General features: G+C 69.8%; 9 protein-coding genes. 8 read left to right on the forward strand and 1 reads right to left on the reverse strand.

Annotated elements, in window-relative coordinates; all coding sequences use genetic code 11:
• The first annotated feature begins 51 nt into the window (after positions 1 to 51).
• The 6 genes from IHE47_RS07775 (at position 52) to IHE47_RS07800 (ending at position 10,435) form a co-directional block, all read left to right on the forward strand.
• Complete coding sequence (locus IHE47_RS07775; protein ID WP_192105325.1) at positions 52 to 1,215, forward strand: PilN domain-containing protein; 1,164 nt, start codon at positions 52 to 54, stop codon at positions 1,213 to 1,215.
• Complete coding sequence (gene gspM, locus IHE47_RS07780) at positions 1,212 to 1,865, forward strand: type II secretion system protein GspM (RefSeq protein ID WP_192105326.1); 654 nt, start codon at positions 1,212 to 1,214, stop codon at positions 1,863 to 1,865. Before IHE47_RS07775 ends, gspM begins: the two co-directional genes overlap by 4 nt.
• Positions 1,862 to 2,554 carry a general secretion pathway protein GspN gene (locus IHE47_RS07785; protein WP_192105327.1) on the forward strand — a complete coding sequence of 231 codons (693 nt, stop codon included), beginning with the start codon at positions 1,862 to 1,864 and terminating at the stop codon, positions 2,552 to 2,554. Before gspM ends, IHE47_RS07785 begins: the two co-directional genes overlap by 4 nt.
• Positions 2,554 to 4,986: a type II secretion system secretin GspD gene (gspD, locus tag IHE47_RS07790; protein ID WP_225561694.1), complete on the forward strand. Its 2,433-nt coding sequence runs from the start codon at positions 2,554 to 2,556 to the stop codon at positions 4,984 to 4,986. The genes IHE47_RS07785 and gspD overlap by 1 nt, the downstream gene beginning before the upstream one ends.
• Positions 4,987 to 5,024: 38 nt before the next feature.
• Positions 5,025 to 7,667, forward strand: a complete 2,643-nt coding sequence (gene hrpB, locus IHE47_RS07795) for an ATP-dependent helicase HrpB (protein ID WP_192105328.1) — start codon at positions 5,025 to 5,027, stop codon at positions 7,665 to 7,667.
• 95 nt (positions 7,668 to 7,762) lie between these two features.
• Positions 7,763 to 10,435 carry an EAL domain-containing protein gene (locus IHE47_RS07800; RefSeq protein WP_225561695.1) on the forward strand — a complete coding sequence of 891 codons (2,673 nt, stop codon included), beginning with the start codon at positions 7,763 to 7,765 and terminating at the stop codon, positions 10,433 to 10,435.
• 103 nt (positions 10,436 to 10,538) lie between these two features.
• Here IHE47_RS07800 and IHE47_RS07805 read toward each other — a convergent pair whose 3' ends face one another.
• A complete protein-coding gene (locus tag IHE47_RS07805; protein WP_192105329.1) occupies positions 10,539 to 11,474 on the reverse strand; it encodes a DUF2167 domain-containing protein in 936 nt (311 codons plus the stop codon).
• 791 nt (positions 11,475 to 12,265) lie between these two features.
• On the opposite strand from IHE47_RS07805, the gene IHE47_RS07810 reads away from it, so the two are divergent.
• On the forward strand, positions 12,266 to 14,653 hold the full coding sequence (locus IHE47_RS07810) for a protease pro-enzyme activation domain-containing protein (RefSeq protein WP_192105330.1): 2,388 nt from the start codon (positions 12,266 to 12,268) through the stop codon (positions 14,651 to 14,653).
• Positions 14,654 to 14,841: 188 nt separating this feature from the next.
• Entirely contained in the window at positions 14,842 to 16,077 is a 1,236-nt protein-coding gene (locus tag IHE47_RS07815; RefSeq protein ID WP_192105331.1) for a TIGR03862 family flavoprotein, read from the forward strand.
• The last annotated feature ends 356 nt before the right edge of the window (positions 16,078 to 16,433 follow it).

The following is a 16,433-nucleotide window of genomic DNA, read 5'->3' on the forward strand; positions in this document are numbered from 1 at the left end:
GCGGTCATGGGAACCCTCTCATGGCCTCCCGGCACGGAGGGTCCGGAGGCCATGAGAAGGTTCCCCATGGAGCGCCTGCGCGACGCCTGGCGCGCTTCGCCGTTGCCGGGCTTTTTCGCGTGGTGGGGCGGCGAGCTCGTCCCGCTGCTGCCGGCGCGCTGGTGCGCCGCGCTGGCCGCTGGCGCTGGCTGGCACCTGCTGCAACAGGCCGATGGCGACTGGCAGCTGCGCCGGGCCGGCCAGGCCGAACCGCTGGCGCGCTGGAGCGACGGCCTCGACGCCGTGGCGCAACAGGCCGCCCTGGCCGCCGCATGGCGCGGCACCGATCCCGAGGATCGCCGGCTGGCCTTGCTGCTGCCGCCCGACACGGTGCTGCGCCGGGTGCTGCAATTGCCGCTGGCCGCGCGCGGCAAGCTGCACCAGGTCGCCGGCTACGAGATGGACCGGCAGACGCCGTTCCACGTCGCGCAGGTGCATTACGCGGTGCGCGAGCTCGCCCAGCCCGCCGTCGCCGGCCGCTGCGCGGTGGAACTGCTGGTGGTCCGCCGCGACACGCTCGACCCGCTGCTGGCCCGGCTCGGGGCGCTGGGCATCGCGGTGGATGCGGTGGACCTGCCACAGGATGCCGGCCGCCTGGGCATCGACCTGCTGCCGCCGGAACAGGCCGCGCGCCGCACGCGTCCGCGCCTGCGCCTGAACCTCGCGCTGGCCGCCGCCGTCGTCGTGCTGTCGCTGCTGGCGATGGGCAGCTGGCTGCACAACCGCGAGGATGCGCTGGCGCAGATGCAGGCGCAGGTCGATGCGATGCGCGGCGATGCGCAGCAGGTGGCCGCGCTGCGCAAGCAACTGCAGGACGATGCCGGCGCCGCGGGCTTCCTGGCGCAGCGCAAGGCGCAGCGCCCCACCGTGCTGGGCGTGCTGCTCGACCTCACCAACCGCCTGCCGGCCAGCGCATGGATGGAGCGCTTCAGCCTCGACGACGGCGGGCAGGTCGGCTTCCAGGGGCAGAGCCCGCAGGCGGCGAAACTGCTCGATGCGCTGAAGGGCTCGAACCTGCTCGACAACGCGAATTTCCAGGGCAGCATCCAGCCCGATCCGGCCAGCGGCAAGGAGCGTTTCTACATGGTGGCGCAGTTGCACAAGCCCGCGCCGGCGCGGACCGCCGCCGGCACGGGCGATGCGTCCCGGCCGGCCGACGGCGGGAGCGCGCCATGAGGGCGCTGAAGCTCACCCCGCGCGACAGCCGCATCGCGGCCGTCGGCCTGCTGCTGCTGGCCCTGCTGCTGGCCTACTTCCTGCTGCTGCACTGGTGGTTCGTGGCGCCGCTGCGCGACATCGATGCACAGATGGACGACCTGCGCGACACGCAGAGCCGCTACGCCGCCGCCATCGCCGAAAAGCCGCTGCTGGAGAAGCGCATCGCCGCGCTGGGTGCCGGCCAGGCCGCCAGCGACGCCTACCTGCCGGACGACGACCCGAACACCGCCGCCGCCGACCTGATGCAGCGCGTGGTGGACGCCGTGGCCGCGCATACCGAAGGCGGCAGCTGCAAGGTGACGCAGAAGATGCCGGTGGCCAATCCGCAAGCGGCCCCGGACGAGCCGTATCGCAAGGCCGCGGCCAGCATCAACCTCAGTTGCGACATCCAGCCCCTGGTGGCCGTGCTGCAGTCGCTGGAGCAGGGCACGCCCTACCTGTTCGTGGACAACCTCAACGTCTACCGCAGCCCGGTGCCGGTGCAGGGCAACGGGCTGCCGCTGGAAGTGCAGTTCACCCTGTCCGGCTACGTGCGCCCGGCCAACGGCGGCGCGGCCGCGCTGGCGACGCCCGCACCCGGCACGGGGCGAACCGGAGCGTCGCCATGAACGCCGCCAGCCAACGCCGGCTGACCATGGTGCTCGCGGCGCTGGTGCTGTCGCTGGGCGTGCTGTGGCTGGCGCTGCTGTTCGGCTTCGGCCGTGGCGTGCGCTGGGACGCGCCGCGTGCCACGGCGCTGCCTTCCGCCGCCGGTCCGCGCGCGGGCCTGCCGGCGCCGGTGCCGCTGGCGACGTTTGCGCCGGTGTGGCAGCAATCGCTGTTCAGCCCGGACCGCAAGCCCGAGGCGCATGCCGCCAGCGGCGGCAGCAGCCTCGGCGACCTCCAGCTCACCGGCGTCATCCTCACCCCGCAGCTGCGCATGGCGCTGCTGCACGACAACAGCGGCAACCGGGAACTGCGCGTGCGCGAAGGGCAGTCCCTGCCCGACGGCAGCGCGAGCGTGCTCGAGGTGCGGCAGCGCTCGGTGATCCTCGATTCCCCGCAGGGCCGCACCGAATTGAAACTGCCGGCGGGCGCGACGATCGATATCACGCAATCGGCTGCTGCCGGCGGCACGCCGCCGCCGCCCATGCCGCCGTCGCGCGACGGCGGCATGGCGCGGCCGGTGCCGCACCTGCCCGGCCAGCGGCCGCCCCAACCCGGCCCGCAACAGATCGAGCGCATGCAGAAGCTCAAGGCGGCCGTACTGCAGCGCCGCGCCGCCAGCCAGTCCGCGAATCCCGAAGGAGTCCACTGATGTCCCGCCAGCCTACCTCCATGCGTTCGCGGCAGCGTTTCCGCACGAAACTGCTGCATGCCGCCGTGCTGGCCGCACTCGCGGCGCTGTCCGGTTGCGCCGGCCAGTCGCCGCGGCCCGACGATGTTTCGCTGCAACGCGAGGCGATGGCGGGTACGCATGCGCCGGTGCCGGCGCCATTGCCGCTCGACAACGACCAGACCACCACCAGCAACGCCGGGGTGCTGCCGCAGGTCAGCCGCGGCAGCGGCCAGTTCGTGCATGCCACGGGCCTGGCCACGCCGCGCGCGCCGGCGGGCGGCGCCAACGGCGTCACCTTCAACTTCGAGAACCAGCCGGTGCAGGCGGTGGTGAAGGCGATCCTGGGCGACCTGCTCAAGAAGAACTACACCATCGTGCCCGGAGTGCAGGGCAACATCTCCTTCTCGACCTCCGAACCGGTGGACGCCAGCCAGGCGTTGCCGATACTGGAGACGCTGCTGTCGTGGACCAACAACGCCCTGGTCGTGCGCGGCGGCAGTTACGTGGTGCTGCCGGAGAAGGACGCGGTGGGCGGCAACCTGGTGCCCAGCCTGGGCGCCACGGCGCCGGCCGGCGGCCTGCAGGCGCGCCTGTTCCCGCTGCATTACATCGCCGCCGGCGAGATGCAGAAGCTGATCAAGCCGTTCGCGCGGCCCGACGCGGTGCTGCTGGTCGACACCGCGCGCAACCTGATCGTGATGTCGGGCACGCCGGACGACCTGGCCAACTACCAGCGCACCGTGAGCACCTTCGACGTGGACTGGCTGCGCGGCATGTCGGTGGGCGTGTTCAACCTGCAGAACGCCGACGTCGACCAGCTGATGCCCAAGCTGGACGAGATGTTCGGCGCCAAGGGCGACACGCCGCTGGCCGGCATGGTGCGCTTCATCCCGATCAAGCGCACCAACGCGCTGGTGGTGATCAGCACGCAGCCGAACTACGTGGACGAGGTGGGCGGCTGGATCGCCCGCATCGACCAGGGCGGCGGCAACCAGCCGCAGCTCTTCGTGTACAACGTGCGCAACATGAAGGCTTCGGACCTGGCCAAGTACCTGGGGCAGATCTACGGCAGCAGCTCGGGCGGCTCCGGCAGCGGTGGCGGCGAAGTAGGGCCGGGCCTCAGCGCCGGCACGCTGGGCAGCAGCGACAACGCGCGCGGTTCGGTCAGCGGCATGGGCAGCACCGCGGGCAGCTTCGGCAGCAGCAACACCGCGGGCGGCGGGCTGGGCGGCCTGAACGGCGGCGGCCTCGGCGGCACCAGTGGCGGCCTCGGCAGCACGGGGGGGCTGGGCAGCAGCCTGGGCAACGGCACGACGGGCGGCGCCGCTGCTTCCGGCAGTTTCGGCAATCCCAACGCCGCCAGCCAGGACCAGCAATACACCTCGCAGGACGGCAGCATCCACATCGGTTCGGTGGATTCCAACAACCAGTTGCTGGTGCGCGCGCGGCCGTCGCAGTGGAACGAGATCGAGGCGGCGATCAAGCGGCTGGACAACGTGCCGCTGCAGGTGCAGATCGAGACGAAGATCCTCGAGGTCGACCTCACCGGCCAGTTCCAGTTCGGCGTGCAGTGGTACCTGCAGGGCCTGGCCGACAGCACGCCCACCGGTACCGGCTTCAACGGCAACGGCGCCACCAGCAACTACCCGGGCGCGCATCGGGAGATCGCGCTGGGCCAGGGCACCAATGCCTATGGCGGCCAGCCTTTCTACTATTCCTTCCTCAGCAGCAACGGCAAGTTCCAGGTGGCGGTCAACGCGCTGGAGCAGAACGGCAACACCAAGACGCTGTCGGCGCCGTCGCTGGTGGTGCTCAACAACCAGGTGGCGCACATCCAGGTGGGCAGCAATATCCCGATCAACCAGACCTCGTTCGTCGCCGGCGTGACCACCACCTCGGGCAGCAGCGCCACCGCGACCAGCGTCCAGTACATGACCACCGGCGTGCTCCTCAACGTGCAGCCCCGGGTCAATCCCGGCGGCCTGGTCTATCTCGACATCGACCAGCAGGTCAGCTCGCCTCAGGGCAGCGCGAATTCGCAAGGCAACTACACCATCCAGAACCGCGAGATCGGCACCCAGGTGGCCGTGCAGAGCGGCCAGACCGTGCTGCTCGGCGGCCTGATCCAGGACGAGCAGGACAACACCGACACCGGCATCCCCGGGCTCAACCGCATCCCGATACTGGGACGCCTGTTCGGCAGCACCAGCCACACCCGCAACCGCACCGAGCTGATCGTGCTGATCACCCCGCGCGTGATCCGCAACAGCGAGGAGGCGCGCCAGATCACCGACGACTACCAGCAGGGCTTCGAATCGCTGAAGCCGCTGTATGCCACGCCGGCGACTAGGGCGACGACGACTCCGGCGGTGCCGGCAGGTTCGACGCAGACGGTGCCGTTGCAGCATTGAGCGCGGCAGACTCGTGCCGGCCGCTATCATCGCCGCGCATGAATCCCGCGCCATCCAGCTTCCCGATCACCCCGCTGCTTCCCGACATCCGCGCGTCGCTCGCCGCGACGCCGCGGCTGGTGCTGGAGGCGCCGCCCGGCGCGGGCAAGACTACCCAGGTGCCGCTGGCGCTGCTTGACGCGCGATGGCTGGCTGGCCGGAAGATCGTGATGCTGGAGCCGCGCCGCATCGCCGCGCGCGCCGCCGCGCAATTCATGGCGCGGCAACTGGGCGAGGAGGTGGGGCAGACCGTCGGCTACCGCATCCGCTTCGAGTCGAGGACGAGTGCGGCCACGCGCGTCGAGGTGGTCACCGAAGGCATCCTCACCCGGCTGATCCAGGACGATCCGGAGCTGGCGGGCATCGGCGCGATCCTGTTCGACGAATTCCACGAGCGCCATCTCGCCGGCGATCTCGGCGCCGCGCTGGCGCTGGACGTGCAGGCCACGCTGCGGCCCGATCTTCGCTTGGTGGTGATGTCCGCCACGCTGGATGGCGAACGCATCGCACGCTGGCTGGATGCGCCGCGGCTCGCCAGTCCGGGCCGCAGCTACCCGGTACGCATCGAATATCCGCCGGCGCGCACGCAGGAAAGCCTGGAGCATCACCTCGCGCGCGTGGCGAAGCAGGCGCTGTCGGAGAACGACGGCGACTTGCTGGCTTTCCTGCCGGGGCGGCGCGAGATCGCGCGGGCGCAGGCGGTGCTTGAAGAAACCGTCGCACGCGATGCCCCGCTTTCCCTCCCCGCTCCCGCTCGCGGGAGCGGGGCCGGGGGAGAGGGTTCGGCCAGCGCGCGAGGCCATGCTTCGCCCGTGCCCTCTCCCGCCCCTGTCGGGGCACCCTCTCCCGCAAGCGGGAGAGGGGAAGATGCGCACATCGAGATCGTGCCGCTGCACGGTGAGCTGTCCCTCGCGGAGCAGCAGTGGGCGCTGGCTCCTGCGGAGGCAGGCACGCGCCGCATCGTGCTGGCCACCAACGTGGCCGAGTCCAGCGTCACCTTGCCCGGCATCCGCGCGGTGATCGACAGCGGCCTGGCGCGCGAGCCGCGCTTCGATCCGAATTCGGGCTTCACGCGGCTGGAGACGGTGGGCATCTCGCAGGCCTCCGCCGACCAGCGCGCGGGCCGCGCGGGGCGCGTGGCGGAAGGCGTCGCGTATCGCCTGTGGCCGCAAAGCAAAAGGCTGGATCCCGCGCGCACCGCGGAGATCGCGCAGGCGGAGCTCTCCGGCCTTGCGCTGGAGCTGGCGGCATGGGGCAGCGACAGCTTGCCCTGGCTGGATGCGCCGCCGCCCGGCGCGCTGGCGCAGGCGCGCGAACTGCTGGCGAACCTCGGTGCGCTGGACGGCGACGGCCGCATCGCCGCGCTGGGCCGGCGCATGCTGGCCCTGGGCGCCACACCGCGCCTGGGCGCGGCCGCGTTGCGCGCGCCGGACGCGTTGCGCACATTGGCCGCCGACCTGCTTGCGTTGATGGAGGCGCGCTCGCCGCTGCGTGGCGAACAGTCGCGCAGCGACGACTTCCGCCTGCGCGTGGCGGCGCTGCATGCGTGGCGCGACCGCCGCGGCCATGGCGCGGACGCCGGCGCGCTGGCCGCCATCGAACAGGCCGCCAAGGGCTGGCGCAGGCGCCTGGACGTCCGCACGCCCGCCAGCGGCACGCCCGACAGCCATGCCGTGGGCGACCTGTTGCTGCATGCCTTCCCCGACCGCATCGCGCGCCGCGACGAGGGCAATCCGCTGCGCTACACGCTGGCCAACGGCCGCGGCGCGCGCCTGCACGACAACACAGCCTTGCTGGGCGAGCCGTGGCTGGTGGCGCTGGACCTGCGCCACGAGGCGCGCGACAGCCTGATCCTCGCCGCCGCGCCGTTCGATCCGCGCGTGCTGGAGCGCGACTACCCGCAACGCTTCGTGCGCGAACGCGCGCTGCGCTGGAACGAGGCGCGCGGCGCGGCGGAGGCGTTCGAGGAACACCGCTACGCCGCCATCGTGCTGGAGCGCCGCAGCGTGCCGGTGCAGCCGGAGGATGCCTTGCCCGCCCTGCTCGCCGCGATCCGCGGCAAGGGACTGGATGCGCTGCCGTGGAGCGAGCACGCGCGCCGCCTGCGCCTGCGCGTGCAGGCCTTGCGCGAGTGGATGCCGGAACTGGGCCTGCCCGACGTCTCCGATGCGCACCTGCTCGCCACGCTGGACGACTGGCTGGCGCCCTGCCTCGGCGACAAGCACCGGCTGGATGCGCTGGATGCGGAAGAACTTTCGCAGGCGCTGTCCGCCCTGCTCGACCACGCGCAGCGGCAGGCATTGGACACCCACGCCCCGGATGCGCTGCGGGTGCCCAGCGGCCAGACGCGCCGGCTGGAATACGCGCCCGATGCGCCGCCGGTGCTGGCGGTGAAGCTGCAGGAGTTGTTCGGCCTGGCCGACACCCCGCGCGTGGGCGGCGGCCGCGTGGCGGTGACCCTGCACCTACAGTCCCCCGCCGGCCGACCGATACAGGTCACGCAGGATTTGCGCAGCTTCTGGGAGCGCACCTACCCGGAAGTGAGGAAAGAGCTGAAGGGCCGTTACCCGAGGCATCCGTGGCCGGACGATCCCTGGACCGCCACGCCGACGCACCGGGCCAAGCCGCGCGAGCGGCGCTAGCGGCCTGCAGCGCGGAACGAGGCCAGGATGGCCATGCATTCCCGCCGTTTGCGACGTAGCGGCCGGGCGGCGCAGGCATCGGCAGGAAACCGGATTTGTCCACGCAGGGGAAAGGCGACAACGCGGACGCGACGCCTGCCGACGAGGCCGGCAACGCCGGGCCGGAGCGGCGACCGTCGCCGCACTGGCGGACGCCGGCTTGCCTGTGGAGCCTGCTGGCCCTGTTGCTGGGCCTGGCGCTCTCCCTGCTGGTGCAGAACCAGCAATGGCGGCGCGAGCAGGTGGAGCAGAGGTCGGCGCGCACCGAACTCGCCAACAAGGTCTATGCGGGCCTGCAGGGCCGCCTGCAGTTGCTCGAAACCCTGATGCGCGCCACGCAGTCGCTGTACCTCGCCTCCGACTCGGTGGAACCCGGCGAATTCGAGGACTTCTACCGCAACATGCGGCCGGGCGAACGCTTCCCCGATCTGCTGGCGTTGTCCTATGCGTCGCGCACGCAGGATGCGGATGGCGTGCACTACGTCGTCCGGCTCACCGAGCCGCGCAAGGCGAATGCGATCCTGATCGGGCTGGACGAAGCCGGCCAGAAGGAGAATCTCGCCGGCCTGCTGCGCGCGCGCGACAGCGACGAAGTGACCATGTCGGCACCGATGCACCTGGTGCAGCCGGGCAATGGCGCCGGCAGCGAGCGGGGCGTCATCCTCAGCCTGCCGGTGTTCAGCCCCGGCGCCATCCCGCAGGACATCGTGGAACGGCGCGCACGCGAGCTGGGCACGGTATCCGCCTCGTTCCGCCTGAACAGCCTGATCGGCGACAGCGTGCCGGACGGCATGGCCCGCGTGCTGCGCCTGCGCGTGAGTGACGTCACCGACCCGGTGCCGCGGTTGTTGTACGACTCCGCGCCGGGCAGCGCGCTGCCGTCCGCCGCCGGCTATCGCTACGGGCGCACGCTGGTGCACGGCGGCCGCAAATGGGACGTGGCGATGTATCCGCTGGCGATCCGCGCCGACGCGTGGCACTGGGCCATCCTGCTGGCCGGCGCACTGGCCAGCGTGCTGCTGGCCATGCTGGTGTACGCCATCGTCGGCACGCGCCACCGCGCGCTGGAACTGGGCTGGCGCATGAGCCGCCGCTACCGCGAAAGCGAGGAGCGCTTCCGCACGCTCAACGAGCACCTTCCCGCGCTGGTGCTGCTGGCGAGCACCGACGGCGGCCGTATCGTCTACGCCAACCAGGCTGCGCGCGCCCGGTTCGGTGCAGGCGTCACCGGGCACCGGCTCGCCGAATTGTTCGAGGACGCGCAGCCGGCGGCGCTGGCCGGCGCCGCCGCCGGGGAGCAGGTCGAGGCCGGCTTGATCGACGAAAGCGGCATGCGCTTCTGGGCCAACGTGGCGATCGCGCACGTCGCGACGCACGGCAGCGACAAGCTGCTGATGGTGGCCGGCGACATCAGCGAACAGCGCCGGCTCACCGAGCGCCTGAGCTACCAGGCCAGCCACGACGCGCTGACCGAGCTGTACAACCGCCATGAATTCGAGCGGCGCCTGTGCGCCGCGCTGGCCGCGGCCGGGCCGGACATGCAGGCCGCGCTGCTGTACGTGGACCTGGACCAGTTCAAGCTCATCAACGACACCTCCGGCCATCTCGCCGGCGACCAGTTGCTGGTGCAGTTGTCCGCGGTGATGCGCCGCCAGTTGCGCGACATCGACGTGCTGGCGCGCCTGGGTGGCGACGAGTTCGGCATCCTTGCCTTCGGCATGACCAGCCTGGCGGTCGCCGAGCAGATGGCAGAGCGCCTGCGCCGCAGCATCGACGGCTACGTGTTCACCTGGGAGCAGCGCAGCTACCTGGTCAGCGCCAGCATCGGCGGCGTGCTGGTCGATGGGCACGGCACGCAGGCCAAGGACCTGCTGTCGCAGGCCGATGCCGCCTGCTACCTCGCCAAGGAACGTGGCCGCAACCGCGTGCACTTCCACTCCGAGCGCGACGGCGAGACACAGCGCCGGCGCGGCGAGATGGAATGGGCGCAACGCCTGCAGTGGGCAGTGGACGAGGGCCTGTTGCTGCTCGCCTACCAGGAGATCAGGCCGGTGCAGCCGGCGGCGGGCGACGGGATCTGCGCGGAACTGCTGCTGCGCTACCGTGATGAAAACGGCGCGTTGCTGCCGCCCGGCGTGTTCCTGCCCGCGGCCGAGCGCTACGGCCTGATGCCCACCATCGATCGCTGGGTGGTGCAGACCGCGCTGGCCCATTTCGACCAGTTGCACCCGGCGGGCGCGGCATTGTGCATGGTCTCGATCAACCTCTCCGGCGCCAGCATCGAGGACGCCGCGCTGGCCGACCAGATCGTCGACTGGCTGGGCTTCTACCGGGTGGATCCGCGGCGGGTGTGCTTCGAGATCACCGAGACCGTGGCGGTGCGCAACCTCGCCGCGGTGGTGCGCTGCATGGGGCGCCTGCGCGCCGTCGGCTGCCGCATCGCGCTGGACGACTTCGGCGCGGGCATGTCCTCGTTCACCTACTTGAAGAACCTGCCGGTGGATGCGATCAAGATCGACGGCAGCTTCGTGCGCGACATGCTCACCGATCCGGTCAGCCGCCTGATGGTGCGCGCCGTCACCGACATCGCCCACCAGCTCGGCCTGAAGGTGGTGGCCGAATGGGTGGCCGACGATGCCACGGTGCAGGCGCTGGCCGAGCTCGGCGTCAATGCGTTGCAGGGCTACTTCGTGCACCAGCCCGAGCTGGCGCCGTTCCATCGCGCTTGATGGCGGACGCCCATGCGGCGCAGTCGCCTGGCCAGCGGACACTGCGTGTATGGTTCGCGCGCGGCGGCATGGGTGCCACCGCGCGACCCGCCCCTTGCATCGGCTACTGCTTGCGCTTGAACAGCTTGCGGATCGCGGCGGCCACGGCGGCCACGCCGATGATGATGAACTTCTTCAGCGCCAGCAGCATCAGGCCGAGCTTGGCGAACAGGCCGGCCTTGGCGGCGATGCCGCCGGCGACCAGCGCGGCGATGCCGTAGGCGGCGAGCTTGTCGGTCCTGGCGTCGTAGTCGGCGTAGCGCTGGCCGGCGTCGAAGTCGGTCATCGCCAGCACGGCCGGCATGTCGGCGCGCACCTTGCCGAGTTCCTCGATCGGCGCCACTGCGTTGAGCGACAGGTAGCCGCGACGGCCCAGCACGCGGATCGCGTAGTTCAGCGTGTGGCCGTCCGCGCTGCCGTCGGGGCTCTTGAAGGCCAGGCTGCGCGCCCAGTACAGCTTGTGGCTGGCGGCGTCGTAGTGCGGCGGCTCGGCCCAGCCCAGCAGTTCGATCGTGGGATAGCCCCGCTTGGTGCGCTCCTCGTTCTCCGCCTGCGTGGCCTTCTGCATGTTCTTGAGCAGGTCGTCGTAGTCGATCTTGCCGGCGTCCTCGTCGGACACGTAGCCGTCGTCGACATAGGTGACCACCACGGCCCAGGAATGCTCGTCCAGCACGACGGCGGGATCGGTGGAGGGCAGGATCATGCCCAGCACCTTGTCGTCCGGCGGGTTGTTCCACAGCTGGGTGAGCACGCGCCGGGCGTCGGCCGCCTGCAAATAGCCGTAGCCCGGCTTCAGTTGCAGGGTGGCCTGCGCCTCGGGGATGGCGACCTGGCCGGACACCGGGTGCAGGCTGTGCAGCACTTCCTCGACCCTGGCATGGGCGTCGGCGGCGGGAGCGGCGGGCGCCGACGAAGACGCGGATGGCGCCTCGCCGGTGGCGTATGCGGGCGCCAGGCACACGGATGCGGCCAGCAGGACCAGCAGCAGTTTGCATTTCATCGGTTGTATTCCCCCAGGTGTCGTCCATGGCGGCACAGCCGTCCGGTTGTGCCGTGGCGCCCTCGTCCGGTGCGCCGTACGGCTTTTTACAGGGTAGGTCGGCGCCGTGCCAGCGTGGTCGCGCGGAGCCGGGTGCAGGTGCGTGCCGTCATTGCTGTGCGATGGCCGATCCCGGGACTGCCATGGGAATGGCCGGATCGGCTGGATGGTTTGAAACGACTGGATCGAGATAAATCGCCAGGGTGGTAATTCGTCAGATCGAAAAGCAATAACTTTCGATAATCGTGAATTATTGCATGGCGCTATGCGTCATCCTGTTGTGTGCCGCTGCCCTGCAATGTCCTGCGAAAGCGCAATCGCAAGGCGCTGCAGGCAATCTGCGGAGCCCGCGCGGATTGGCTGGCGTCGCATTTGTTTGCGAATGATGCAGGTCAATCCATTGAACGAACGTTTCAATATGAAATGGAAATGAACGACTAATGTGCGGGCGGTAAGGATTTGCAGTTCCTGATATTGACGGGTGCAAATTCCGTTGCGTAGTTTCGACGGGTTCGCTGCGGGGAGCGCAGCGAACGGTTCCGAGCGGCAACCGCGGGGGCGGTGGCTGTCAGGCAAAGCCTAGGGTCGGCCGTGAGAGGGAATCTGCACGGGGGAACGGCCACCGCAGAAGGGCGCCTGGGAACCGTCTGGCAAGCAGCAATTCCGGAGTCGCACGCATGCGACATGTTCTTTGCCACGGGGTCATGCGGCCGCGTAGGGTCCGCTCGCCCCGAAAACTTGGGGAGTCATCCATGCATCACGTTCGTTTGAAAGCACTGGCCGCCGCCATCGCCCTGGCTGCTGCCTCTTCTTCCGTCTGCGCCACCGGTGCGGTCGGCACAGCGCAGTTCGCTTCCATCCGCCATGCCACCACCCTGCAGACGGGGGACCGGGTCGTCGGTGCGCTGGACATTGCGCATCCGATGCGCGTCGCGGTATCGCTGAAGCTGCGCAACAAGGCGCAGCTGGATGCGTTCGTCGCCAATCCGCACCATCCCAACCTGACCCCGGCGCAGTTCAATGAGCTGTATGCGCCGACGCAGGAGCAGGCGCAGCAGGTGGCCGATTACCTGCGGCAGTCCGGTTTCAGCAACGTCACCGTCGAGCCGAACCGCCTGCTGGTGACCGGCGAAGGCCGCGCCGACACCGCTGCCGCCGCGTTCCGCACCTCGCTGGTCAGCGTGCACACGCATGACGGCCGCAATGCCTACGGCACCTCCAGCGACGTGCAGATCCCGGCATCGCTGCAGGGCATCGTGAACGAAGTGCTGGGTCTGCAGACCGTGCATACCTTCCACGTGCTGACGCCGGTGCATCCCAACGCGACCAGCGGCACCGCCAGCGCGCATGCGCCGACCGACTTCCCCACGATCTACAACGCGGGCAGCACGGCGACCGGTTCGACGATCAACGTCGGCGTGATCACCTCCGGCAGCATGACCAACATCAAGACCGACTTCAGCTCGTTCCTCAGCCAGCATCCCAGCCTCGGCAGCATCCCGCTGAACGTGGTGACGGTGGACGGCGGCGGCACCAGCACCAGCGGCGACGGCGAGTGGGACCTGGACACCCAGGACATCGCCGGCATGGCGGGTGGCGTGAAGGCGTTCTACCTGTACGACACCTCCAGCCTGGACACCCAGCCGCTGGTGGACGACTTCAACGCGGCAGTCACCGCCAACGTGGTGCGCATCATCAACGTCTCGATCGGCGGCTGCGAGACCGGCATGGAGACCAGCGGCGCGGCCACCGGCGACAGCATCTTCGAGCAGGCCGACGCGCAGGGCCAGACCTTCTCGATCTCCTCCGGCGACAGCGGCGCGGACGAGTGCGGCACCGGTGGCATCGTGCCGAGCTGGCCGGCCGATTCGCAGTACGTGGTGGCGGTGGGCGGCACCGAGCTGTACACCTCGGGCACCACCTGGACCAACGAGACGGTGTGGAACAACCTCAGCGAGAACGAGGGCGCGACCGGCGGCAGCCCCAGCACCTTCGAGCCGCAGCCGAGCTGGCAGAGCGGCGTGGGCCAGAACGCGGGCAGCAAGTACCGCGGCCTGCCCGACGTGGCCTTCGACGCCAGCCCGGACAGCGGCGCCAACGTGATCGTGGATGGATCCAGCGAACAGATCGGTGGCACCAGCCTCGCCTCGCCGCTGTTCGTGGGTACCTGGGCGCGCGTGCTGGCGACCAAGTCCTCGCTGGGCTTCGCTGCGCCGCTGATCTATGCCGACGCCGCGTCGCATTACTCGACCGACTTCCATGACGTGACCTCCGGCAACAACAGCGGCGAGACCGCCGCGGTGGGCTGGGATTACACCACCGGCTTCGGCTCGATCAACATCGCCAACTTCGTGGCCAATGTGGCCGGTAGCGGCGGCGGTACCACCGGTGGTACGCCGGTGGCCAGCTTCACCGACACAACGAGCGGCCTGACGGCGACGTTCACCAACACGTCCACCGACACCGGCGGCACGATCAGCACCTACTCGTGGACCTTCGGCGACGGCGGCACCTCGACCGCGGCCAGCCCGAGCCACACCTATACCGCAGCAGGCACCTACACGGTCAGCCTGACGGTGACCGACAACACCGGTGCCACCAGCACCAAGTCGGGCTCGGTGACGGTCACGTCGAGTGGCGGCGGCACGCCGACCCAGGTGCTCGGCAACACCGGCTTCGAAACCGGCACGGCTTCGCCGTGGACGATGAGCTCGGGCACGCTGTGCACCACCACCACCTCGTCGTCCAGCTACTGCGGCAGCGGCGAGAGCGCACATGCCGGTTCGTGGTTCGCCTGGCTGGATGGCTACGGCACCTCGCATACCGACACGGTGTCGCAGAAGGTGGCCATTCCCAGCGGCCACACCACGGCCACGCTGCAGTACTACCTGCACATCGACACCACCAAGAGCTCGGCGGTCGATACCTTCACGGTGCAGGTGCTGAACAGCTCGGGCTCGGTGCTGGCGACGGTGGGTTCGTTCACCAACGCCAACAAGAACACCGGCTATGCGCTGGAATCCGCCAACCTGTCCGCCTACATCGGCCAGACGGTGACCATCAAGTTCACCGGCAAGGAGACCTCGTCTTCCGGCAACACCGACTTCACGCTCGACGACGTCACGTTGAACGTGCAGTAAGCGCAGCACGCGAGCTGCAAACCCGGAGCCCGGTCGCAAGGCCGGGCTCTTTTGATTCTCGCGACCAGGGACGATTGCAAAGGTGCTCGAGAGTGTGGCCAAGGATGGCCACCTGTCTGATGCTCGCGATCGTGGATGATCGCAACGATGCCGATGGAATATCCCGGCGCGCATGCGACCATGGGCGCATGACGCAAGACTCTTCCCCGCGACTGGCCATCGTCGGCGGCGGTCCGGCCGGCCTGATGGCGGCCGAAGCCGCCTGCGCCGACGGCATCCAGGTCGATCTGTACGACGCCATGGGCTCGGTGGGGCGGAAATTCCTGCTCGCCGGCAAGGGCGGACTCAACCTCACCCACGGCGAACCGTTCGCACGCTTCGTCGAACGCTACGGCGAGCGCCGCGGGGAAGTCGCCCGCTGGCTGCGTGCCTTCGATGCCGATGCCTTGCGCGACTGGGCGCGCGGGCTGGGGGTGGAAACCTTCGTCGGCAGCTCGGGCCGCGTGTTCCCCGCCGACATGAAGGCCGCGCCGCTGCTGCGCCGCTGGCTGCATCGCCTGCGCGCGGCAGGCGTCACCTTCCACATGCACCATCGCTGGCTGGGCTGGACGGGCGGTGGCGCGCTGCGATTCGCCGCGGCGGAAGGCGAACGCATCGTCGCGGCCGATGCCGTGGTGCTGGCGCTGGGCGGCGCGAGTTGGCCGAAGCTGGGTTCCGATGGTGCGTGGGTGGCTCCCTTGTGCGACGCCGGCGTCGACATCGCACCCCTGCAAAGCGCCAACTGCGGCTTCGAGATCGCATGGAGCGAACACCTGCGTACGCGCTTCGCCGGTGCGCCGCTGAAGTCGGTGGTGGCGCATTGGCTGGATCGCCACGGCATCGCGCAGGCGCGGCAGGGCGAATGCGTGCTCAGCGAATACGGCATCGAGGGCAGCCTGGTCTACGCGATCGGCGCGGACTTGCGCGAACGCGTCGCGCGGGATGGCGGGGCGATGCTGCACCTCGACCTTGCACCGGGCATCCCCCGGGTCGCCCTGGCCGAGCGCCTCGCCGCGCCGCGCGGCAAGCACAGCCTTGGCGACTGGTTGCGTCGCCGCGCGCATCTGGATGCCGCGAAATGCGCGCTGGTGTTCGAGGTTGCCGACAAGGTTGCGCTTGCCGATCCGGTTGCGCTTGCCGCACGCATCAAGGCACTGCCGTTGACCTTGCGTGCGCCGCGTCCGCTGGGCGAGGCCATCAGCACGGCAGGTGGCGTCCGCCTTGAAGCGCTCGATGAACATCTGATGCTGCGCGCGCGTCCGGGCACGTTCTGCGCGGGCGAGATGCTGGATTGGGAGGCGCCGACGGGCGGCTACCTGCTGACTGCTTGCTTCGCCAGCGGTTTGCTCGCGGGGCGTGGCGCGGCACGTTGGCTCCAGCAGTAATCCCCTCGCCCGCTTGCGGGAGAGGGGTAGGGGAGCGGGGCTTTTGTTCATTGCGTCTTATCGCAAGTGACAAAGCGTTTCGAGCCGCTGCCGCGGCCCGAGTCACTTTTCTCTGTGTGGCCAGAGAAAAGTAACCAAAAGAGAGGCCACCCCGATGCGGCGCTCTCCGGGCATCCGGCCCTGCGAGTACGTGAGGCGTGGCCGGGCTTTTCGGCCGGACTCCTGTCCGGTCGAAAAGGCGAGTCCATCCATGGACTCGCCCGCTGCGCGGCCTGATCGTCCCCGCCTCACCGCCGCATAGGAGCCCCGGGAAAGCAGCGCGCTCCTGCGCGCAGAAGCAACGGCCAGAGCAAAGC

Origin of the sequence: Rhodanobacter sp. DHB23, from assembly GCF_014842975.1 — a bacterium.
In the GTDB taxonomy this organism is placed as follows: Bacteria; Pseudomonadota; Gammaproteobacteria; order Xanthomonadales; family Rhodanobacteraceae; genus Rhodanobacter_A.